This window comes from Halioxenophilus aromaticivorans (assembly GCF_042850945.1).
GTDB classification, from domain to species: Bacteria; Pseudomonadota; Gammaproteobacteria; order Pseudomonadales; family Cellvibrionaceae; genus Halioxenophilus; species Halioxenophilus aromaticivorans.
The window spans coordinates 1,545,304-1,565,133 of sequence record NZ_AP031496.1 but is presented as its reverse complement, the minus strand read 5'-3'; the positions used below and the strand labels follow the sequence as shown (position 1 = coordinate 1,565,133).

Genomic DNA, 19,830 nt, shown 5'->3' with positions numbered 1-19,830 from the left:
CACAACCCATGGAAGCACCATCCGCCACCGTTGAACTCACCCAAGAACTGATTCGACGGCCGTCCATTACGCCCCTCGACGAAGGCTGCCAAGAATTAATGGCCAGCCGGTTATCCGCCATTGGCTTCGACTGCCAATTCTTGTGCTGGGGTGAGAATGATGAGCGGGTGCAAAATCTGTGGGCTGTGCGCGGCCCCCAGGGGCCGCTGTTTGCGTTTGCCGGCCACACCGATGTGGTGCCCACCGGCCCAGAGGAAAACTGGCGTTTCCCGCCGTTCGAGCCGGTGCTGCACGAAGGCATGCTCTATGGCAGAGGCGCTGCCGACATGAAAGGCTCCCTGGCCGCCATGGTAACCGCCTGCGAGCGCTTTGTAGCGCAGCATCCTGATCACAACGGGCGCATCGCCTTCCTGATCACCAGCGATGAAGAAGGCCCGGCGGACTACGGTACCGTTAAGGTTATGGAATGGCTGGCCGAACAAGGCGAGCAAATCACCTGGTGCCTGGTGGGTGAGCCGTCAAGCACTGATGTAACCGGCGATGTGATCAAAAACGGCCGTCGTGGCAGTATTGGCGGCTGGCTTACGGTTAAGGGCATTCAAGGTCACGTTGCCTACCCCCACAAGGTCAAAAACCCAATACATATGGCGGCACCGGCGCTGGCCGAGCTGGCCGCAGAGCAATGGGATGAAGGCAACGACTTCTTCCCCGCCACCAGCTTTCAAATTTCCAACATCAATGGTGGTACCGGCGCAACCAACGTGGTACCAGGCACCTTAAAAGTTATCTTTAACTTTCGCTTTTCCACTGAGCTGACCCACCAGCAAATTATAGAGCGCACCGAAGCCATATTGGACAAGCACCAACTCACCTACCAATTAGACTGGAACCTCAGCGGCGAAGCCTTTTTAACCGAGCCCGGTACCCTAGTGGGTGCCACCCAGGAGAGCATCAAAGCGGCCACCGGAATCGACAGCAAATTGTCCACCGCCGGCGGCACCTCCGATGGCCGATTCATCGCCCCCAGTGGCGCCCAGGTCATCGAACTCGGCCCGATTAACGCCACTATTCACCAGGTAGACGAGTGTGTAAATGCCCAGGAGCTAGACCAGCTTTCAGCCATTTACCAAGGCATATTGGAACGTTTGCTAAAATAAACTGAGTAAAAACTTAATTTTTTACAGTCAGTATGTAAAACTTTGTTTTTCTAGGATGTACCACACGCCAACGGATACAGATAAAGGTTAGTGAAGGGATTTACGGTGAGCCAGAAAAAGAAAAATCGTAAACGTGGTATTCAAGCATCCAGAAGTAAATTAACCAAAGCCCTGTTTGCCGCTGGCATGAAAACCCAAGCGGCACTGGCTGAGAAAATTGCCGAACACGAACAACTTAACTCAGCACCCAAAGATCTGGTCAACCGCGTATTCAACGAGCAATCGGTTGACCCCAATACCTTAGAGCGCATCGCCGCCGTGCTGGAGGTGCCTGCGCACACGCTGTACCTCAGCTCGGAGGAACAGGCCGCCCAGGAAGCCGCATCCAATACCGACAACTTCCCCGCACAGGCTGACCCAACACAATCCAACGCCCTGGGCACAGCTGAGTCATCCATTGCAGCCGAACCAAACCCAGCCATTCAAACCGATAGTAACCGGTCCACAACAGACTCAGCTTTAGAACAACCTTCTATCGTTACCCCTAAGAAGGGCCCCAAACGGCGTTATTGGCCTTGGGGAGCGGCCTTGGCGACTGTAACTGCGTTGGTTTTCATCTGGCTACTCCAAGCCAGCATATCGCAGACCAAGCCACAAACTGATAGCGCGACACAGCCTAAAAGCGTGGCGATTGTGATAAAAGATCAAGGTTTAGAAACCCTCGTTGATCACTTATCAAAACAGCTCCCTGGCGGGATTCGACGCGTCACAGTGGCGCAGGCACTGATTAATCCTCCGGGGCTGTCGGCCAATGTGGCTGACCAGTTCCAGGCCGATGCCGTACTAACGTTCAGCTTGTACAGCGTCAGCCGCTATCAGTTCACGCAAATCTATTACTACCACCAGGGCCAACAAACCCAAATTGCCGCTATTCATCACACCGAGGATGAACTGAACAATCACCCCGAGTTAATTGCCCCAGCTCTGCTGCAAGCGGTGACACAGGCTTTTAACGGCAACACCGCCAACAAAGGCTTGGAGCTTGCCGAGCAGAAAGATTTTTTACACGCGCGCCAGGCACTGGAAGATCGCTCCTCAGAACTCAAAATCAAACGCGCGCAAAGCCTGCTGACGGGCTTATTAAAAACCCACCCCAACTTTTCTTTGGCCTACGCGGGATTGTGCCAAGCCGCTGTTTTAGAAAGCTGGATGGGTAATGAAAAAAGCCTGTTGCAACAAGCCGAGGAGTATTGCGTTAAAGCTCTGCAACAAGACAGTGACAACCCATTTGCCGGCAGCGCCTACGGCCATGTGCTAGCACGAACCGGTCGTGCCGTTGAAGCCATAGGCTATTTAAATCAGCTGTTGCAACGCTGGCCAAATAACGTCGATGCGCTGGTTGAACTGGCCCAAGCAGAACTCAGTGAATACCACCAAAAAGGCAGTGAACAAAAGCATTACCTTACCCAAGCCACAGAACATTTAGAACTGGCGACGCAATTATCCCCACGCTTTGCAAAGATATTCACCGACTTGAGTAGTGCGTATTTTTTGAATGGCCGAATGCTCGATATGATCCGCTCCCTCGAACAGGGATTGGCGCTGGAGGAGAACTTCACTTCGCGCTTTAACCTTAATACCGCCTACATGTGCGTGGGCGAACCGGTAAAGGCCTTGCAAGTGGCGCTGGAATCGTCCTCTCCCATAGAGGAATCTTACCTCCGAGATGAAATGCTAGGCCGCGGCTATTATTACAATGGCGATTTCAAAAAAGCCGTGGCCCACATAAGCAGCGCCATTAAAAATGTAGGCACCGGTGAGATGGGCATCCAACAAATGTGGGGCGAGCTGGCCGACGCTCAACGCCACCTAGGCAGCAACGAAAACGCCATCGACAGCTACCGAAAAGCCATTACCGTCATACAGCGCGACGATCTGCGTGGCAATAGCAACTACGCCAACCAGGTGTTTCACGCCTATTATTTTCAGATGCTCAACTTGTTAGATGCCAACCAATATCCGCAAACGATGGCGCCATTTTCGCTGGATAAACTGGTAACACTCTTAGAAGAAAACCCATCCGTTAGCGGCTTTTTTCGGTTAGCCATTTTATTTAATTTAATGCAGCAGCCAACGTTAAGTTTGGAAGCCTTAACCGCCGCCACCGACCGCTGCCCCGGCTACAACCGCAACCCGGATTACGCCGCGTTGGTAGACCAAGCGGGCTTGCAACCGCAATGACGAGGTTGGCTATGACATCATCTCAGCAGCAAAAAGCACATAACCCCTGCTTCGGCTGTGGCACAGAAAATACCGCCGGCTTAGGTATCAACAGCTACTGGAGTGATAGCGACGAACAACTGGCCATCTGCCAATTTCAGCCGCTCAAGCAGCACGTTGCCGGCAGCAAGAAATTCGTCAACGGCGCTATTATTGCAACGGTAGTCGATTGCCATTGCGTGTGTACGGCCATGGCCGACGCCTATCGCCGCGCCAACCGTGGCATCGGCACCTCCCCTGCCCTGTGGTACGCCACCGCAAGCTTGCAGGTTAACTATTTACGGCCCTTATTGACCAACCATTAATAGTAACCGCCTAAGTAACACAGGTAGACGGCAAAAAATCCACGCTGAGCTGCGATGTTCGCAGTGCAGAAAAAACCGAAGTAAAAGCCACGGTAGTTGCCGTGCAGGTAGACGCTCAATGGATGCAATAAACCAGCAATCATTTTTTAACGTGTCAGATAAAGCCATTGGCCTGTTCGTTAGCCAAATGGCAGCGGTCGCTGTTTTGTTGTCGCTGTATTTTGGTATAGCGCCCAGCGTAAATGCGTCGCCATTAAAACCATCGAATAGTGGCAACCAGGCAAACGGCCTCGGCCAAGTACATACAGAAAAAACGACGGCCACACATGTGGGCTGCCAGCAATTTAGTGAGCCGTTGTTTATAAAAAAAATGCCGGTGACCTGCCAGCCCGGCGGCACTTGCCAAAAGCGGCTAATTCATCATGTTTGCCAGGCATTAAAAAGCAACCACTGTGATACACAGCAATTGTGGCGACCCATTACCCGCTTTATTGAATTACCAGAGGCCGCTAAAGTCACCAAAATTACCCGCGCCACTCAAAGCAATAACAAAGTACTGCTGTGCTGGCACTACCAAAAGCCAACCGATCAACAGGCTATACTCCACCATGACGAGTAACGACGCTAGCGATTCTCCCCCGGCCTACGGCCAAGCAGACGCTACCTTTCTGGCAGTGGGTGGCGAGGCGGGAGTGTGGCAGCTGGTGAACGATTTTTACGACATCATCGGCACCAGTGACGCCACCCAAGCTTTAAAGCAAATGCACGCCGACGACCTTACGGAAAACCGGGACAAACTCGCCCGTTTTTTGTGTGGCTGGATGGGTGGCCCCAAACGCTACCGAGAACGTTATGGGCCAATTAACATTCTGCACAGCCACCAACACCTGCCTATATCCCAAGCCCACCACGACCAGTGGCTATGGGCCATGCAACAAGCCATTGCTAAACAAGGGTTTCCTGAGTCTTTGGCGCGATACCTAATGCAGCAACTGACGATGCCAGCGAATCGTATTTTGGCGCAGCATTCACAGGCCCAGCAGTGAAATTACTCTAAATCAACAATTTAGCGCACTTACGCAATACATTAGCAAACTGTTGAGATACAGTTTTAGAACAAATTCGATGTTTGAATCTTGTTTCCATAGCCAGTTTGATACATTATCGAAAAGCAACTCGGGAAAGTTAGACAACAATATTTATAAGCAACTGTGGGGCCCTGCAATGGAATCAATGAAAGTTTCAGATTACATGTCCACCGATTTTGTTAATTTCCGTCCGGAAGAACTGGTGGTGGAAGCCGTTAGAGAATTGATTAAACACGAGGTTATTGGCGGCCCAGTAGTTGCCGCCAACAAGCAATTGGTCGGCTGGATCTCCGAGCAGGATTGCCTAAGCTCGGCTCTGCAAGTGGTGTATTACAACCAGCGTGTTGCTCAAGTAGAAGACGTTATGAAAACCGAAGTACTTACGGTTCGCGAAGACGACGATCTGCTAAGCCTTGCGCAGCAAATGTTGCAGCAAAAGCCCAAAGTGTACCCCGTGCTCAATGACGACAAACAAGTGATTGGCGTCATCAGCCGCCGGCTGATTTTGCGCGCGGTGGACAAACAGCTTATGGCCACTTACAAATCCGCGCCACGCCAACAACCGCACGAAGCCCATTTAGCTTAATGACCGCACTACCCTAGGCTTTGTATTGGTCTTTAAGCCCACGTGTTAAGTTGCACATAAGGTAAGCACTTAATACATGAGCTTACAGCAGCTGTTAGGCCTTGCGGCCGTAGCCACCACCGTGAAATAACAACGGGCTAAGGCCGTGGGTAGCACCGAAGCGCAACACTTCACCCACCATAATAGTGTGGTCGCCACCGGCGTATTTTGCCCAAACTCGGCATTCAAACGTGGCCATGGCATCCTTTAATACGGGGGCGGCAAACTCGCTGGCAATGAAGTGCTCAGGAGTAAGAGTGTGGTCACCAGGCTTGGCGAAGTGATTGGAAAGCGCCTCTTGGGCTTGGCTCAGCACGCTAATCGAAAACACCTCGGAATCGTTGAATTTCTGGAAACAATCCGATGAATTATGGATGCTCCACAACACCAGTGGCGGCTCCAGCGAAACCGACGAAAACGAGTTGATGGTCATGCCAATGGCGTCACCTTGCGGGGGGGCCGTGGTGGCAATGCAAACCCCGGTGGCAAATTCTCCCAAGGCGTCTCGAAACTGCTTGGTGTCTATCATTGTGGTGCACTCCTAAATTTTACTGCTTCGTTTGCATCTACTGCTTTTATTGGGCCAGGCTAACACCGCTTACTGTCTAATATTCTAGGATAACCAACGGGGTCTGCGGCACGCTCTGGCAGGCTAACACCAGGCCATCTGCCTGCTCTTGGGGCGTAAGCGCCTGGTTATTACGCATTACCACCTCCCCTACGATTAAACGTGCAATGCAGGTGGCACATATGCCTACCTTGCAAGACGAAGGCAGGGTAACACCGCTACTGCGCGCGGAAAACAAGATGGTTTCACCAACCAAGGCCGGAAACTCAACCTCCTCACCCGCTCGAATCACGCGAATGATGCTTGAACCGTCACTACTCACCCATTTCCCCAACTGAATTCCATCGACGCTGGCGTCTCTACTGCCCAGGTCATATTCCAGACGAAGCGCCCGTTATACACGGCCCCGGCCACCTAAACAATGCGGACAGACAAAAACTTTTCCACCGTCAATGCACACCACTGTTGATTAATATATACTAGCGCGAACAAAGTACCTACTGGCGGCACCCACCCAAACGGTGCGGATAGGCGCCAGAGCCGATAGTCAAAACAACGATAACTAATCATCAGCTAATGGAATCGCCATGAACGATAAAACACTGGATTGCTCCGATCTCGACAACTACATGGGTAAACCCATGCAACCTGCCCGCATGAAAGAACCGCTCCACAACAACGACTTTCGCCGCTGGGCTCAAGGAATGCATTACCCCAACCTTCTGCACTACGACACAGAATTCGCTGCAGAGAGCCGCTTTGGCCGGCTGGTAGCGCCCCAATCCTTCCCTGTGGCCACCGATGACGGCCATGGAGCGGCTCCGGCCTGCGTTGGCGCAATTCCGGACTCACACCTTATTTTTGGCGGCGATGAATGGTGGTTTTACGGCCCACGAATCTTCCATGGTGACAGTCTAATAAACGAGCGTGTGCCCACCGGCTACAGCGTAAAAGACACCAAGTTTGCCGGCCCTACCTGCTTTCAGTGGGGCGACAACAACTACTATAACCAAGATGGTGACTACATCGCCAAGCAGCGCTCCACAGCCATTCGCTATCGCGCAGACCTCGCCCGAGAAATGGGCTCGACGGACTCCGAGGAGGAGCCGCAATGGAGCGATGAGGACATCGCTAAGCTGGAGGACGAAAAACTCGATTACATCAAAACCTTGCACGCACTGGGCCACGACAAGCGCTACTGGGACGATGTTAACGTCGGTGATGAGCTACCCAAGCGCGTATTCGGCCCGCACAGTATCGCCAGCTTTACCACCGAGTGGCGCGCCTACCTGTTCACCATTTGGGGAGGTACCCACCGCCGCACAGACCTGGACTTAGAAGCCCTGGGCTTTGACCCAAATATGGCCGGCCACGAAAACGACGGCGTAATGGAGCGCATTAACCCGGAGTTGACCGACGGTGCTTATTTTGGTCCTTCTCGCGGCCACCTATTCCCGCGCTGGGCTCGTTACATCGGCATGCCCCGAGCCTACGGATACGGCGCCTCTATGGGCGCTTGGATTATTGACTACCTAGCCGGCTGGGCCGGTGAGTGGGGTATGGTGGTGCACAGTAATTGCTCCTACCGTGGCCCTTCTCTGAGTGGCGATGTAACCTACCAAAGCGCCAAAGTCATCGATAAATTTGTCGATGAAGACGGCCGCCATTTAATTCAAGTGGACAGTAAAATGTTCAACCAAAATGGCACCACTATGGCAACCGCAAAGGCCGAAATCGAACTTCCCAAAAAGAGCGATTAATACTTTGCGCAAAGCTTTGCGGCACGGTGCCGCAAAGCTTACTGCAATAATTCCTGCAACCCGCCTTACCTGACATTTCGCCAAAAAACACTGCCACCACTTTTCTTCAAACTAATATAACTGCGCAAACTAGCGGTACTCTCCAAATACGAAGGTGCGGAATTTATTATTGAGGGAAAGGTCATCTATTACGTACTGTAAGCAAAGGCGATGCATTTTTTTTCCGATTCAGTGCTTTTCGTTTTAGTGTTCGTGGATTAGTTTCTTTTTTTTAATAAAGCCACTTGGGCTCGTGTTTACCTCCAAACGCCAAATCGCCGGCTATACTGAAAACTGTACTCAAAAAATTAGTAAAAATGCTGCACTGAAGCATTACCCGCCGCCGGAGTATTAAAAATACGTTTAATATCGGCGCGCAAAAATCAGTGAGCGAACAATAATAAGCCATTTTACTGTTGTTTCCGTACACCGGTAACAAGGCAATAAAAAACATGGTGGAGGTCATCCGCATGTCTACCAGCAAGCTCTACGTTCCCGAAGCCTCTTCTCGGCCTGGGCGCAAGCCGGACTTCAGTAAACTCAACATTCCTGATGCTGGCGCTACCCGAAAACCCGCATTGGATTGCTCCGCACAAAATAGCCAGGACGTTGCCACAGGTTTAGTTCGAGTAATGGACGACCGGGGTAACGCTGTGGGTGATTGGGCGCCGTCGCTGTCTTTTGAGGATCAACGCAAAGCCCTGCGCCATATGATGCACGTACGCACCTACGACGAACGCATGTTTAAAATGCAACGCCAGGGACAGCTGTCGTTTTACGTGAAATGCACCGGCGAAGAAGCCGTTGCGGTAGCACAAGCCATGGCACTGCAGCCCGGCGACATGTTATTCCCAAGCTACCGCCAACAGGGGCTATTGTTTGTGCGCGGGCGAGCCATCATCGACATGATGTGCCACTGTATTTCCAATTCTCGCGACAGCTGTAAAGGCCGACAAATGCCGGTGTTTTATACCTGGAAGGAAGGCAATTTTTTTACCATTTCGGGCAACCTTGCAACCCAATTTAGCCAGGCGGTAGGCTGGGCAATGGCCGCTGCCTACAAAGGCGAAAATAATATCGCCGCCAGTTGGGTGGGCGATGGCAGTACCGCGGAATCCGATGTCCACAACGCCATGGTGTTTGCTTCTACGTATAAAGCACCGGTGCTGCTCAATATCGTCAACAACCAGTGGGCTATATCCACACCTCAATCGGTAGCAAGCGCAGGCACCACCTTTGCGCTGCGTGGATTTGGCTACAACATCCCGGGCGTGCGAGTGGATGGAAACGACGCCCTTGCGGTTTACGCGGTAACGCAATGGGCCGCCCAGCGGGCACGGCAAGGTTACGGGCCGACCGTGATTGAGCTATACACCTATCGTGTTGCCAGCCATTCCACCAGCGATGACCCAGACGCCTACCGCGATCGATCCGAAGCCAAGTCCTGGCCCCTGGGCGATCCCATTCAACGATTAAAAAACCATTTAATTTTAAATAAGCAATGGAGCCACGCGCAGCATCAAACCTTACAGCAAGAACTGGATGCCTCCATCAACAGAGATTGGAAGGAGGCCATCGGCTTTGGCTCTTTGGAGGAAGGCCCGCACTGGCCTGCCACAACCGTTTTTGAAGATGTGTTTAAGCATATGCCCAGTTATTTACGCCGTCAGCGTGAACAACTTATGAAAAATAATTAAGGGGGCGCCATGAATTCTAGTAATCGTTACCCCGCAGCCGACGAGGTCAATGCCCAATACAGCACACAACCGATGAGCATGATCCAGGCGATTAATTCCGCCTTGGATGTCTGCATGGAACGTGACCCCAACGTGCTGGTGATGGGTGAAGACGTGGGCTATTTTGGCGGCGTCTTTCGTTGCACCGCCGGACTGTACGAAAAATACGGCGCCCACCGCGCCCTAGACACTCCAATATCCGAAGGTGGTATTGTCGGCACCGCCATTGGTATGGCGGTCAATGGCTTAAGGCCCGTGGCAGAAATGCAATTTGCCGATTATATCTACCCAGGCTTGGATCAAATCATCAGTGAGCTGGCACGCCTAAGGCATCGCAGCGGCGGTGAATATTTTGCACCGGTGGTGATTCGTGCACCTTGTGGCGGTGGCATCCGTGGCGGACAAACCCACTCCCAAAGCCCAGAGGGTATCTTCACCCATGTCTGTGGCCTAAAAACGGTAATGCCCTCAAATCCATTTGATGCAAAAGGGTTGTTGATCAGCGCCATCGAAGACGACGACCCGGTGATATTTTTCGAGCCTAAACGCATTTACAATGGGCCGTTCTTTGGCCACGACAACAGTGGCAGCAAAACCGGCGCTTGGAGTGCACACCCCGCAGGGCAAGTTCCCACCAACCACTACAGTATTCCACTGGGCAAAGCCGCCATCCTCAGAGCAGGCAATGACGTCACTATATTAACCTATGGCACCCTGGTACATGTAGCCGAAGCGGCGGTGAAGGCCAGCAGCATTGACGCAGAGCTTATTGATTTACGTACCCTGCTACCGCTGGATATTGAAACCATCGCAGCATCAGTGCAAAAAACCGGGCGCTGTGTGGTGTTGCATGAGGCCACACGCACTAGCGGCTTCGGCGCTGAGCTGGTCACCGAAGTACAGGAAAGCTGCTTTTGGCATCTAAAGGCCCCGGTGGAGCGAGTAACCGGGTGGGATACCCCCTACCCCCACGCCTTTGAATGGCAATATTTCCCTAGCCAAGAGCGCATCATTAAAGCTCTACGTCGCACCCTAGCCTGCTGATAAGGAGCCATAATTATGGGCATTTACCGATTAAAATTACCCGATCTCGGTGAAGGCGTTGTGGAATCTGAAATTATCACCTGGCGTGTTAACGTTGGGGATCAAGTGGTTGAGGATCAACCCATCGCCGATGTGATGACCGATAAAGCCACTGTGGAAATAGGCTCGCCGGTGGATGGCGTAGTTTTGGCACTGGCATGCGCCGCCGGCGAAGTTCTTGGCGTGGACCAAGAACTGATACGATTTGAAGTTAAGGGCGAAGGTAATACCACCGCTGAGCTTGAACCCGCGACGCAATCTGCGAGCCCTGGGGATGCCATCCCCACCTTAGAAACCCCTGTGGAGCTGCCCAACGCCAGTAAGACGTCGCCCAAGGAATTGGCAGCTCCAGCGGCCGAAACTACACCGACTACCGGCAACCTACCGACCGAAGACCGGCACCACGACGAGAACGCATTCGCAGACCTTGCCATGGAGGCACAAACGGCTTCAGCCGGCGACCATGCCCCCGTCACTATGGCGCCGCTGTACCCCAACCGATTGATTTTAACCTCACCCTCGGTGCGACGGCGGGCCAGGGAAGCGGCCATCGATTTAAGCATGGTGCCAGGTAGCGGCCCGGATGGCCGCATTGAGTCAGAGGACCTGGAAATATTTATTCGGCACAGCAACCAAACCGGCACTGGTAGTGTTGGGGGTACTGTTGGGCGCCGGCGTGTGGGCCTACACAGTGAAAAAATCTCTGGTTTGCGCCGGGTCATTGCCGGAAAAATATCCGCCGCCAAAAGAAACATTCCGCATTATTCCTACATAGAGGAAGTAGACTGTACCGAGTTAGAACGACTGCGAGCACGCCTGAACGATCAGCGAGCCCCACACCAGAGTAAACTCACCGTGCTGCCTTTTATTATGCGAGCATTAATCAACGCCCTACCGCAACACGCCCATTGCAACGCCCACTATGATACCGAAACAGAGCACTTAACTCTTTACGAGCCGGTGCACATCGGCATTGCCACCATGACCGAGCAAGGATTAACCGTGCCTGTGGTGCGCCACGCCGAGGCCATGGACTTATATCAAAATGCAGCGGAAATTAGCCGGTTATCACAGGCTGTGCGAAGCCACAAAGCCAGCCGAGATGAGTTAAGCGGTTCCACCATCACTATTACCAGCCTCGGAGCACTGGGCGGCATAGCGACCACACCGGTAATTAACGCGCCTGAGACAGCAATCATTGGCATTAACAAACTCCAGGAGCGCGCAATGGTGATCGACGGCCAAATAGCGATTCGCAAAATGATGAATATCTCCGCGTCCTTCGACCACCGTATTGTGGACGGCTACGATGGCGCACGCTTGGTACAAGATATTAAAGCGCAGCTGGAACTGCCTGCCACGCTTTTCACCTAACTCATTTTTCCTAGCCCAGATTTGTAGCAAGAAAAAGTGGCACAGTGAGCCGGAGCACGAAATAAAACTTGAGCGCCGTTTTGCCGCGTTTTATCTACAATGGAAAGCGGCCTAATGGCAGCTCGGAGTGACTAATGCTTGGATTAACTAACTCTTGGGTTAACTAACTAAAGCCCCGATGACTTAAAACTAAGGCCTAGCGGGGAATATCGATTCTCGCTGTTGCTTTTCGGCGTAGTAACCCGGAGATAGGTCGTCGCTGGGCTCTATTCTCATGGCGTTGATTTCAGCCCCAAGTAAGAAAATAAACGCACCGATGTATAACCAAAATAGCGTCACCACCACTGCGCCCAGAGCGCCGTATTGTTCGTCGTAATCGCCGAAGTTAGAAACGTAGAACGAAAACGCCACCGAGGCACTAAGAAATAGAACCGTGGCGAGAATACTGCCTGGCAAATGCTCTCGCCACTCGTAACGAGGGCTGGCTGGGGCGAATCGATAGAGCATTAAAAACAAACCCACCACCAGTCCGACAAACAGTAACCAAGACAGCACCCCAGTGATAATTTGGGCCCAACTTTGGCTTAGAAGATAACTCACCACAATGGGCACACCCACGATAGCGATCATGCCGATGATAAACACCACAATGGAGGCCAGTGTTAACGCCAGGGTAACCAAATTAACCTGAATAAAATTACGCTGCTCGCGATTGGAGAAAACGATGTTTAATGCCTCGGAAAACGCCTTCATGGCACGGTTGGCACTCCATAAAGACAGCAAAATACCGAAGATAACGCCGGCCTTAAGCGATTGCGCATCGGTGGTGGTGATATCACTGAGCCGTTGCTGCAATATTGAGTGCACTTCCGGCGGCAGAATGCCTGCCAGCGCGTTTACCTGCTCCACTACATTGGCCGGGTCAAAGATTAAGCCGTATAGCGAGATTAATGCCGCCAAGGACGGAAAAATCGACAGGAAACCATAAAAAGCCACACCTGCCGAGACCAAAGAGAGATTGTTTTCTTGGGTCTGTTTAAGCAGTAGTAATGTTTGATCTTTAGCTTTAACAATGTTCATCGGCGTGAATGTTCCCGGTTGTCTCTGTTAACCTAGGTTGCTTGGGCATATTGTGCGGTCCGCTCTGGGCAAGCACTTATCGACGGCGACTTGGCAACAAAATGAGATTTGTGCACTGCCTACGTTACTTCAACTCATCTGCTCGGCTGTATTTAGTAGTAGCCGGCACATAGTATTAGCTAGCTCAGTCTAGCCAGTACTATTGAGTAACACTCAGTTTGCACAGTGTATTAATGATATTAAGCAAAAATAAAGCCACTTAGCTCAGCCCATTTTGGACTCAATCTGCGGCATAGGTCAGGTTAAAATAGCTCCGCTACACAGCCCCCAGCACCTTACGACTTGAACAATCGGGTAAAACCTTGGACAAATTTACAAAAAAACCGTCATTCGACCTAGAGACGATTACCGAAAACAACCTTGCTATATTGCAAAACCTCTTTCGTTATTACGTTTATGAGTTTTCGCACATCACCTTGGCGGGGCCTAACCAAACAGGCAATTACGACTATAGGCCTGGGCTGATTGAGGGCTTAGGCACCACAGAAGATCGGTTTGGCTTTTTGATTCAGAGTGATCATCAGCTAGCGGGGTTTGCGCTAATTCGCAGGTTGGCGCCTGGGCAATACGATGTAGATCAGTTTTTCATTACCCGTAATCACACCCGTAAGGGATTGGGGGCAGCCGTATTTTCAGACATTGTTGGCCGGTATCCTGGCGGCTGGCAAGTCCGTGTTCTATTGGAAAATCATACAGCAAAGCTGTTTTGGCAGAATGCCATTTTGCAGATTACCCAAGGCCGGTTTAGCGTAGAACAAGCCACAGAGGACGGCGATACCATGGACGTCTACCGCTTTACCAGATAGAAGGATGGGAAGAGCTGAAAGAACAGGTTAGAGTTTGTATTTGTGTTGAAAAACGCAATCACCGAAGAAGCTCACCCGAGAAGGACCCAGCTAGCACTCCTGCTCCAGCGACTCTTGCCACTGGTCCAGCGCGCAGAAGATTTCATCTGGCAAAAAGCCACGGTATTGAAGATATCGAATGACTTTGGCTTTTTCTTTGGCATCTTCCGGTAGCGTTTTAAACTTACGCCGTAAACACTCGTAGGCATGCTCATACCAGTCCACTTGGCATTGAGCCAGGGCATCTGCCACAAGGGTCTGCGGTAACCGCTTTTGTTTTAGCTCTTGTTCGATGCGACGTCTGCCACGCCCTTTTGCCACCGAGCTGCGAATGAACATGGCGCAATACTTAGCGTCGTTTAGGTAACCCAGTTCGATCAACCAAGCCACTGAATCCGCGAATATGTCTTGCCCGGTAGACTGTAATTCCTCGGAAAATTTCCGAGCCAACTTAGACTGTAGTTCCTCGGTGGCATAATCGCGCTTGGCCAGCAGTCCAACGGCATAATTGCGCACCTTAGTTTTAACAGCGTCGTATTTTAACGTGCTAGTTTTTAAGTCTTGATTATTAACGTCGTGAGAAGCCATTGCCATCGTTTACTACACACCGCTCGGGCGTTGGTATATATCCTTTTACAAACCGTGTTAAGCAATCAGCCCTAACCACCCGTATTTACCCTAAAACCCACGCTAAGGCAGACTACCGCTAAAATGAATACTGCAATTCGTAGAAATGAGCTGCGCCCTCTTGGCGGATAGCCAGCTCGCCACGGATACCCTTTAACTGGCCAGTGCCAGAGCCTTCCACGATGGAAATAGAAAGGTTAGCCGTACCCTCAGCCGATATGGTCCCTACGTGAAATAACGTAAAAGCACCCTCTTTACCGGCTAAGGTGCCGCTCACCTCTTCTATGGCCGAGTACACCGCAGCACCGCCATCCACATGTTTGCTCAGCATTTGACCTGAGCCACTGGCCTCAAGGTCGCCGACGTAGGCCTTATTGATTAGCATGCGCCCGGCCGAAACAGAGTCTTCGGTTTGCGGGCCTAGGGTTACTTCAAAGCTGCCGGTAGCAACCATAACGTTAGCCTCTTGGTCGTTTGCTTGTTGCAATTTCTCGGCTTGTTGCGTTACATCGCGGCCGTAGGCCACGGCTGTAAGCCACAACAGTGGAGCGAAGGTGAGCGAAAATACAGTCAGCCGTTTCATTTCTTACAGTTACAAAAAAGCAGGCTCTGTGGCCTGCTTTTAAGTGTTAAGCCTCTGCTGGCTCGGCGCCTTCTTCGGCTGGGGCCGGCTGGCTATCGGGTAGCAGTTGTTGGCGGATCTGCGCTTCGATGGTTTGTGCAATCTCCGGGTTTTCGCTTAAGAAACGAATGGAGTTATTCTTGCCCTGGCCAATTTTATCGCCCTGGTAGCTATACCAAGCGCCGGATTTATCAATTAAACCAAGCTTAACGCCAAAGTCGATTACCTCACCCAGCAGGTTGATTCCCTGGCCGTACAAAATCTGGAACTCCGCTTGTTTAAAGGGCGGCGCCACCTTGTTTTTTACCACTTTAACGCGGGTTTCGTTACCGGTGACTTCGTCGCCTTCTTTTACAGAACCAATGCGGCGGATATCCAGGCGCACGGAAGAGTAGAATTTCAGCGCGTTACCACCGGTGGTGGTTTCTGGTGAGCCGAACATTACGCCAATCTTCATACGGATTTGGTTAATAAAAATGGCCAAGCAATTTGCGCTTTTGATATTACCGGTGATTTTACGCAGAGCCTGAGACATCAAACGGGCTTGCAGGCCCACGTGGTGATCACCCATTTCGCCTTCGATCTCTGCCTTGGGAGTAAGCGCTGCAACAGAGTCAACCACTAGTACATCAATGGCGCCGGAACGAACCAGCATGTCGGCTACTTCTAGAGCTTGCTCACCGGTATCTGGCTGGGAAACAATTAGGTCGTCCACGTTTACGCCCAGTTTTTCGGCGTAGATTGGGTCTAAGGCGTGTTCAGCATCCACAAAGGCGCAGGTGCCGCCCTGCTTTTGAGCCTCGGCGATAACCTGCAACGTCAGGGTTGTTTTACCGGAGGATTCTGGGCCGTAGATCTCGACAATTCGGCCCTTAGGTAAACCGCCCACACCTAATGCTGCATCCAAACCAATGGAGCCCGTGGAAATGGTGGGTACTTTAACCCGCTCACGGTCACCCATGCGCATTACGGTACCTTTACCGAATTGACGTTCAATTTGCGATAGTGCTGCCGAGAGTGCCTTTTCTTTGTTTGCGTCCATTACCAACCTCAGATAGAGAGTTTTGTTTCTGATTGTTCGCTTAGTGCCCAACGCCGCTGGGTAGCTGAGTAGCCAGCGATTGCAGGGTAAATCTAAGCCTAAACTGTATACGATGCCTCACCCATGCTTGATGCCTACAATTATATTTGAGGCTGCCCTAGGAGAGGATTGAGTCCCAGCGCACCGGGTGTTGCTCAATTTTTGGCAAGACTAACACAAAATACTGTACGGGCAAACAGTATCTGATGATTTATCCAGTATTATTTGATCATTTCTGAGATGCCGCGCAAGGCCGCCATCACCGCCTGGTTGCGCACCTCGGACCGGCCACCGTTGAAATGATGCCCTAAAACCACGACTTCTGGTTTAAAATCGCAGGCCCAGGCCAGCCATACAGTACCCACGGGTTTTTCTTCACTGCCCCCAGTTGGGCCGGCAATGCCACTCACCGCGGCGGCAACATTAGCGCCGGACTGCTGCAGGGCGCCAATCGCCATCTCACGTACAACCGCCTCGCTCACCGCGCCATGCTGCTCCAGCGTCTCGGGGCTTACCCCCAGCAATTTGACTTTGGCTTGGTTGGAATAGGTGACAAAGCCCATCTCAAACCAAGTGGAACTGCCAGGAATATTGGTAATAGCCGACGCAACACCACCCCCGGTGCAAGATTCGGCGGTAGTGACGGTTAGACCCATATTGAGCAAGCGCGAGCCTAAGTCTTGCGCCAAAGATTCGGTGATGGATTTCATAGGGGCATAAAGTAAGTCACCTCATAGTCCAAGGCAAGCGCAAACTGGCTATCGCTTGGCAAATCCGCAATTCTGCCGAGAATGCTCAAAAAACCGGCAACTGCACGCGTTTACCATTAATACACCTACTATCAAAGTACTATCAAGAAGTACTATCAAGACACCCATTGTTGTTCCACACACCTACTGTCCATCACCTGTCCACCTACTATCGAGACACCTACGACACCCACTTTTCACCCACTTTTAACCTACTATCAAGACACCTACTATCAAGACACCCACGTTTGTTCCCATATTTGTTCCGCCTATTGGTTATCGAGACACCCATATTTGTCGAATCTCACCGCGGCCTTGGCACAAACGAATCAGAATCTAGGCGACACAACCAACGCTCTGATTAAATTTTAGGCAAAAAAAAGGGCCGCTTGCGCGACCCAAAATCTTTAACTGAGTGTAACGAGTTTTGGCCTTACTTCTTAGGAAGTTTACTATCAAGACACCCACTTTTAACACCTTCCATTTGCTATCAAGACACTTGCTATCAAGACACCCATTGTTGTTCCACACACCTACTGTCCATCACCTGTCCACCTACTATCGAGACACCTACGACCCACTTTTAACCTACTATCAAGACACCTACTATCAAGACACCCACGTTTGTTCCCATATTTGTTCCGCCTATTGGTTATCGAGACACCCATATTTGTCGAATCTCACCGCGGCCTTGGCACAAACGAATCAGAATCTAGGCGACACAACCAACGCTCTGATTAAATTTTAGGCAAAAAAAGGGCCGCTTGCGCGACCCAAAATCTTTAACTGAGTGTAACGAGTTTTGGCCTTACTTCTTAGGAAGTTTGAAAGTCCAAACAGTGCCACCTTGGTTGAAATTTTTAACAGACTTGGCTACTTCGCCGCCCCAAAGAGGAACCGCACCACCCCAGCCAGACAATACACTTAGGTACTGCTCGCCGTCTTGAGTCCAAGTAATTGGCGAACCCACAATGCCAGAACCGGTGTTGAATTTATACTCAATCTCACCCGTTTTGGCGTTTAAGCCCAACAGGTAGCCTTCAGGGGTACCAAAGAACACCAAATTACCCGCAGTAGTCAACACACCGCCCCACAGAGGCGCGCCATTTTTGTATTCCCAAACGATTTTGCCAGTTTTAGGATCAACTGCTTTCAAAGAACCGATGTGGTCGTCGTAGATTGGCTTGATTGTGAAGCCAGAACCCAGGTATGCGGCACCTGCTTTGTATTCAACAGGCTCGTTCCAGATGTCCATACCCCACTCGTTGGAAGGTACGTAGAACAACTCGGTGTCTTGGCTGTAGGCCATAGGCATCCAGTTTTTGCCACCCAAGAAAGAAGGTATAGACCATACGGTTTCACCTTTCTTGCCATCTGCAGCGGCTGGGTCACCAGGACGACCGCCTTTGGTGTAGATAGGACGACCTTCGCTGTCCAGGCCTTCGGCCCAAGTAATTTTAGATACGAATGGGAAGCCACGGATGAAGTCACCGTTTTCACGGTTTAATACGTAGAAGAAACCATTACGATCAGCGGTAGCCGCCGCTTTAACGGTTTTGCCGCCATCTTTGTAATCAAAGGCGATCAGCTCGTTCACACCGTCAAAGTCCCAACCGTCGTGTGGCGTGGTTTGGAAGTGCCAAACAATTTTACCGGTGTCTGGGTCAATGGCTAAACGAGAGGCAGAGTACAGGTTATCACCAGGACGCAAGTGAGAGTTCCATGGTGCAGGGTTACCAGTACCCATAAAGATCAGATCGGTATCTGGATCGTAGGTGCCACCCAGCCAAGTGGCTGCACCACCGGTTTTCCATAGGTCTCCAGGCCAAGTTTGGCCAGGCTTACCGCCGGTAATACCGTTCTCTTTGCCATTCAGATAGCCCATGTGACCTTCAACGGTAGGACGAGTCCACACCAGCTCACCGGTTTTGGCGTCGCGGGCTTCTACTTTACCTACAATACCGAATTCACCACCTGAAATACCGGTTATAACCATACCTTTAACAATCAATGGCGCTGCGGTGTAAGAGTAACCGGCTTGGTAATCGCCTAATTTCTTACGCCATACTGGCTTACCTGTCTTGGCATTAAGGGCAATTAATTTTGCATCCAAAGTACCGTAGATAACCAGATCGTCATACAGCGCCGCGCCACGGTTGATTACATCACAACAAGGCATAATGCCATCGGGAAGACGGGCTTCATATTCCCAAAGCTCGTCACCGGTTTCAGTATTAATGGCATAAATACGAGAGTAAGAACCCGTTACATACATAACGCCGTCTTTTACCAACGGCTGGCTTTCTTGACCACGTTGTTTTTCGCCGCCCAGGGAGTAGGCCCAAACAGGAACCATTTTTTTAACGGTTTTGGTATTAACTTTCTTAAGGTCGCTATAACGCTGACCACGCTGACCCATCCCATAAGTCACAACGTCATTAGGGGTAACTTCGTCTTGCGATATGTCTTTGTCGGTAACAACAGCAAATGCAGACTGAGAGCCTAGCGTGATTGAAAGGGACAGGGTCACGGCAGACGCCAGTAAACCTATAGAGAGTGTCTTATTTTTCATTATGCATCTCCTTGAGAGCGGTATGGAGTAAAACGGCTTACTTTATTTTTTTGCAAGCTCTAGATGGAATGAAGATTCCGAATTTAGGACTAGTGTTCTCTGCGCAGTAGATAAATGGCGACTGCTGCGAGGCGGCTATTTCCAAATAGAGTTATCACGTCAAGTAACGAGGCTACTTT

19 protein-coding genes are annotated in these 19,830 nt (G+C 51.2%); 11 read left to right on the top strand and 8 right to left on the bottom strand.

What is annotated here, in order from left to right; genetic code table 11:
- Window positions 1–8 precede the first annotated feature (8 nt).
- From dapE to ACGHM3_RS06770, 6 genes are all read left to right on the top strand, one after another.
- The gene (gene dapE, locus ACGHM3_RS06795; RefSeq protein ID WP_345417236.1) at window positions 9–1,157 is read left to right on the top strand and encodes a succinyl-diaminopimelate desuccinylase; all 1,149 of its coding nucleotides are present in this window, start codon (window positions 9–11) and stop codon (window positions 1,155–1,157) included.
- A gap of 105 nt (window positions 1,158–1,262) precedes the next feature.
- Window positions 1,263–3,398: a tetratricopeptide repeat protein gene (locus tag ACGHM3_RS06790; protein WP_345417233.1), complete on the top strand. Its 2,136-nt coding sequence runs from the start codon at window positions 1,263–1,265 to the stop codon at window positions 3,396–3,398.
- Window positions 3,399–3,409: 11 nt separating this feature from the next.
- Window positions 3,410–3,742, top strand: a complete 333-nt coding sequence (locus tag ACGHM3_RS06785) for a hypothetical protein (RefSeq protein WP_345417230.1) — start codon at window positions 3,410–3,412, stop codon at window positions 3,740–3,742.
- 118 nt (window positions 3,743–3,860) lie between these two features.
- Window positions 3,861–4,361, top strand: a complete 501-nt coding sequence (locus ACGHM3_RS06780; protein WP_345417227.1) for a hypothetical protein — start codon at window positions 3,861–3,863, stop codon at window positions 4,359–4,361.
- A complete protein-coding gene (locus tag ACGHM3_RS06775; protein ID WP_345417222.1) occupies window positions 4,351–4,788 on the top strand; it encodes a group II truncated hemoglobin in 438 nt (145 codons plus the stop codon). The genes ACGHM3_RS06780 and ACGHM3_RS06775 overlap by 11 nt, the downstream gene beginning before the upstream one ends.
- Before the next feature lie 178 nt (window positions 4,789–4,966).
- Window positions 4,967–5,416 (top strand): CBS domain-containing protein, encoded by a 450-nt coding sequence (locus ACGHM3_RS06770; RefSeq protein WP_345417219.1) that lies wholly within the window; start codon window positions 4,967–4,969, stop codon window positions 5,414–5,416.
- A gap of 94 nt (window positions 5,417–5,510) precedes the next feature.
- Here ACGHM3_RS06770 and ACGHM3_RS06765 read toward each other — a convergent pair whose 3' ends face one another.
- Both ACGHM3_RS06765 and ACGHM3_RS06760 read right to left on the bottom strand, forming a co-directional pair.
- The gene (locus tag ACGHM3_RS06765) at window positions 5,511–5,984 is read right to left on the bottom strand and encodes a flavin reductase family protein (RefSeq protein ID WP_345417217.1); all 474 of its coding nucleotides are present in this window, start codon (window positions 5,982–5,984) and stop codon (window positions 5,511–5,513) included.
- A 76-nt stretch (window positions 5,985–6,060) separates the two neighbouring features.
- Window positions 6,061–6,345 (bottom strand): 2Fe-2S iron-sulfur cluster binding domain-containing protein, encoded by a 285-nt coding sequence (locus ACGHM3_RS06760; protein ID WP_345417214.1) that lies wholly within the window; start codon window positions 6,343–6,345, stop codon window positions 6,061–6,063.
- A gap of 265 nt (window positions 6,346–6,610) precedes the next feature.
- On the opposite strand from ACGHM3_RS06760, the gene ACGHM3_RS06755 reads away from it, so the two are divergent.
- From ACGHM3_RS06755 to ACGHM3_RS06740, 4 genes are all read left to right on the top strand, one after another.
- Window positions 6,611–7,783 (top strand): MaoC family dehydratase N-terminal domain-containing protein, encoded by a 1,173-nt coding sequence (locus ACGHM3_RS06755; RefSeq protein WP_345417211.1) that lies wholly within the window; start codon window positions 6,611–6,613, stop codon window positions 7,781–7,783.
- 509 nt (window positions 7,784–8,292) lie between these two features.
- Entirely contained in the window at window positions 8,293–9,519 is a 1,227-nt protein-coding gene (locus tag ACGHM3_RS06750) for a thiamine pyrophosphate-dependent enzyme (protein ID WP_345417208.1), read from the top strand.
- A gap of 9 nt (window positions 9,520–9,528) precedes the next feature.
- The gene (locus tag ACGHM3_RS06745) at window positions 9,529–10,602 is read left to right on the top strand and encodes an alpha-ketoacid dehydrogenase subunit beta (RefSeq protein WP_345417205.1); all 1,074 of its coding nucleotides are present in this window, start codon (window positions 9,529–9,531) and stop codon (window positions 10,600–10,602) included.
- 15 nt (window positions 10,603–10,617) lie between these two features.
- A complete protein-coding gene (locus ACGHM3_RS06740) occupies window positions 10,618–12,015 on the top strand; it encodes a dihydrolipoamide acetyltransferase family protein (RefSeq protein WP_345417202.1) in 1,398 nt (465 codons plus the stop codon).
- 189 nt (window positions 12,016–12,204) lie between these two features.
- On the opposite strand, the gene ACGHM3_RS06735 is transcribed toward ACGHM3_RS06740, so the two are convergent.
- A complete protein-coding gene (locus tag ACGHM3_RS06735; RefSeq protein WP_345417199.1) occupies window positions 12,205–13,095 on the bottom strand; it encodes a YihY/virulence factor BrkB family protein in 891 nt (296 codons plus the stop codon).
- A gap of 362 nt (window positions 13,096–13,457) precedes the next feature.
- Between ACGHM3_RS06735 and ACGHM3_RS06730 the strand changes: the two genes are divergently transcribed.
- A complete protein-coding gene (locus ACGHM3_RS06730; protein WP_345417196.1) occupies window positions 13,458–13,961 on the top strand; it encodes a hypothetical protein in 504 nt (167 codons plus the stop codon).
- A 90-nt stretch (window positions 13,962–14,051) separates the two neighbouring features.
- Here the strand turns inward: ACGHM3_RS06730 and ACGHM3_RS06725 are convergent, their stop codons facing one another.
- From ACGHM3_RS06725 to ACGHM3_RS06705, 5 genes are all read right to left on the bottom strand, one after another.
- A complete protein-coding gene (locus ACGHM3_RS06725; RefSeq protein WP_345417193.1) occupies window positions 14,052–14,588 on the bottom strand; it encodes a regulatory protein RecX in 537 nt (178 codons plus the stop codon).
- A 118-nt stretch (window positions 14,589–14,706) separates the two neighbouring features.
- Complete coding sequence (locus tag ACGHM3_RS06720; RefSeq protein WP_345417190.1) at window positions 14,707–15,210, bottom strand: DUF3224 domain-containing protein; 504 nt, start codon at window positions 15,208–15,210, stop codon at window positions 14,707–14,709.
- Window positions 15,211–15,256: 46 nt separating this feature from the next.
- Complete coding sequence (gene recA / locus ACGHM3_RS06715) at window positions 15,257–16,291, bottom strand: recombinase RecA (protein WP_345417187.1); 1,035 nt, start codon at window positions 16,289–16,291, stop codon at window positions 15,257–15,259.
- Between the two features lie 260 nt (window positions 16,292–16,551).
- Window positions 16,552–17,040, bottom strand: coding sequence for a CinA family protein (locus ACGHM3_RS06710; protein ID WP_345417184.1), 489 nt, complete (start codon window positions 17,038–17,040; stop codon window positions 16,552–16,554).
- Between the two features lie 847 nt (window positions 17,041–17,887).
- Window positions 17,888–19,651 (bottom strand): PQQ-dependent methanol/ethanol family dehydrogenase, encoded by a 1,764-nt coding sequence (locus ACGHM3_RS06705; RefSeq protein WP_345417181.1) that lies wholly within the window; start codon window positions 19,649–19,651, stop codon window positions 17,888–17,890.
- Window positions 19,652–19,830 lie beyond the last annotated feature (179 nt).

What these genes read in the sequence shown, in the direction of transcription:
- dapE (WP_345417236.1), top strand. Translation starts at nt 9, where the DNA reads ATGGAAGCACCATCCGCCACCGTTGAACTCACCCAAGAACTGATTCGA.
- ACGHM3_RS06785 (WP_345417230.1), top strand. Translation starts at nt 3,410, where the DNA reads ATGACATCATCTCAGCAGCAAAAAGCACATAACCCCTGCTTCGGCTGT.
- ACGHM3_RS06780 (WP_345417227.1), top strand. Translation starts at nt 3,861, where the DNA reads ATGGATGCAATAAACCAGCAATCATTTTTTAACGTGTCAGATAAAGCC.
- ACGHM3_RS06775 (WP_345417222.1), top strand. Translation starts at nt 4,351, where the DNA reads ATGACGAGTAACGACGCTAGCGATTCTCCCCCGGCCTACGGCCAAGCA.
- ACGHM3_RS06770 (WP_345417219.1), top strand. Translation starts at nt 4,967, where the DNA reads ATGGAATCAATGAAAGTTTCAGATTACATGTCCACCGATTTTGTTAAT.
- ACGHM3_RS06765 (WP_345417217.1), bottom strand. Translation starts at nt 5,984, where the DNA reads ATGATAGACACCAAGCAGTTTCGAGACGCCTTGGGAGAATTTGCCACC.
- ACGHM3_RS06755 (WP_345417211.1), top strand. Translation starts at nt 6,611, where the DNA reads ATGAACGATAAAACACTGGATTGCTCCGATCTCGACAACTACATGGGT.
- ACGHM3_RS06750 (WP_345417208.1), top strand. Translation starts at nt 8,293, where the DNA reads ATGTCTACCAGCAAGCTCTACGTTCCCGAAGCCTCTTCTCGGCCTGGG.
- ACGHM3_RS06745 (WP_345417205.1), top strand. Translation starts at nt 9,529, where the DNA reads ATGAATTCTAGTAATCGTTACCCCGCAGCCGACGAGGTCAATGCCCAA.
- ACGHM3_RS06740 (WP_345417202.1), top strand. Translation starts at nt 10,618, where the DNA reads ATGGGCATTTACCGATTAAAATTACCCGATCTCGGTGAAGGCGTTGTG.
- ACGHM3_RS06735 (WP_345417199.1), bottom strand. Translation starts at nt 13,095, where the DNA reads ATGAACATTGTTAAAGCTAAAGATCAAACATTACTACTGCTTAAACAG.
- ACGHM3_RS06725 (WP_345417193.1), bottom strand. Translation starts at nt 14,588, where the DNA reads ATGGCTTCTCACGACGTTAATAATCAAGACTTAAAAACTAGCACGTTA.
- ACGHM3_RS06720 (WP_345417190.1), bottom strand. Translation starts at nt 15,210, where the DNA reads ATGAAACGGCTGACTGTATTTTCGCTCACCTTCGCTCCACTGTTGTGG.
- recA (WP_345417187.1), bottom strand. Translation starts at nt 16,291, where the DNA reads ATGGACGCAAACAAAGAAAAGGCACTCTCGGCAGCACTATCGCAAATT.
- ACGHM3_RS06710 (WP_345417184.1), bottom strand. Translation starts at nt 17,040, where the DNA reads ATGAAATCCATCACCGAATCTTTGGCGCAAGACTTAGGCTCGCGCTTG.
- ACGHM3_RS06705 (WP_345417181.1), bottom strand. Translation starts at nt 19,651, where the DNA reads ATGAAAAATAAGACACTCTCTATAGGTTTACTGGCGTCTGCCGTGACC.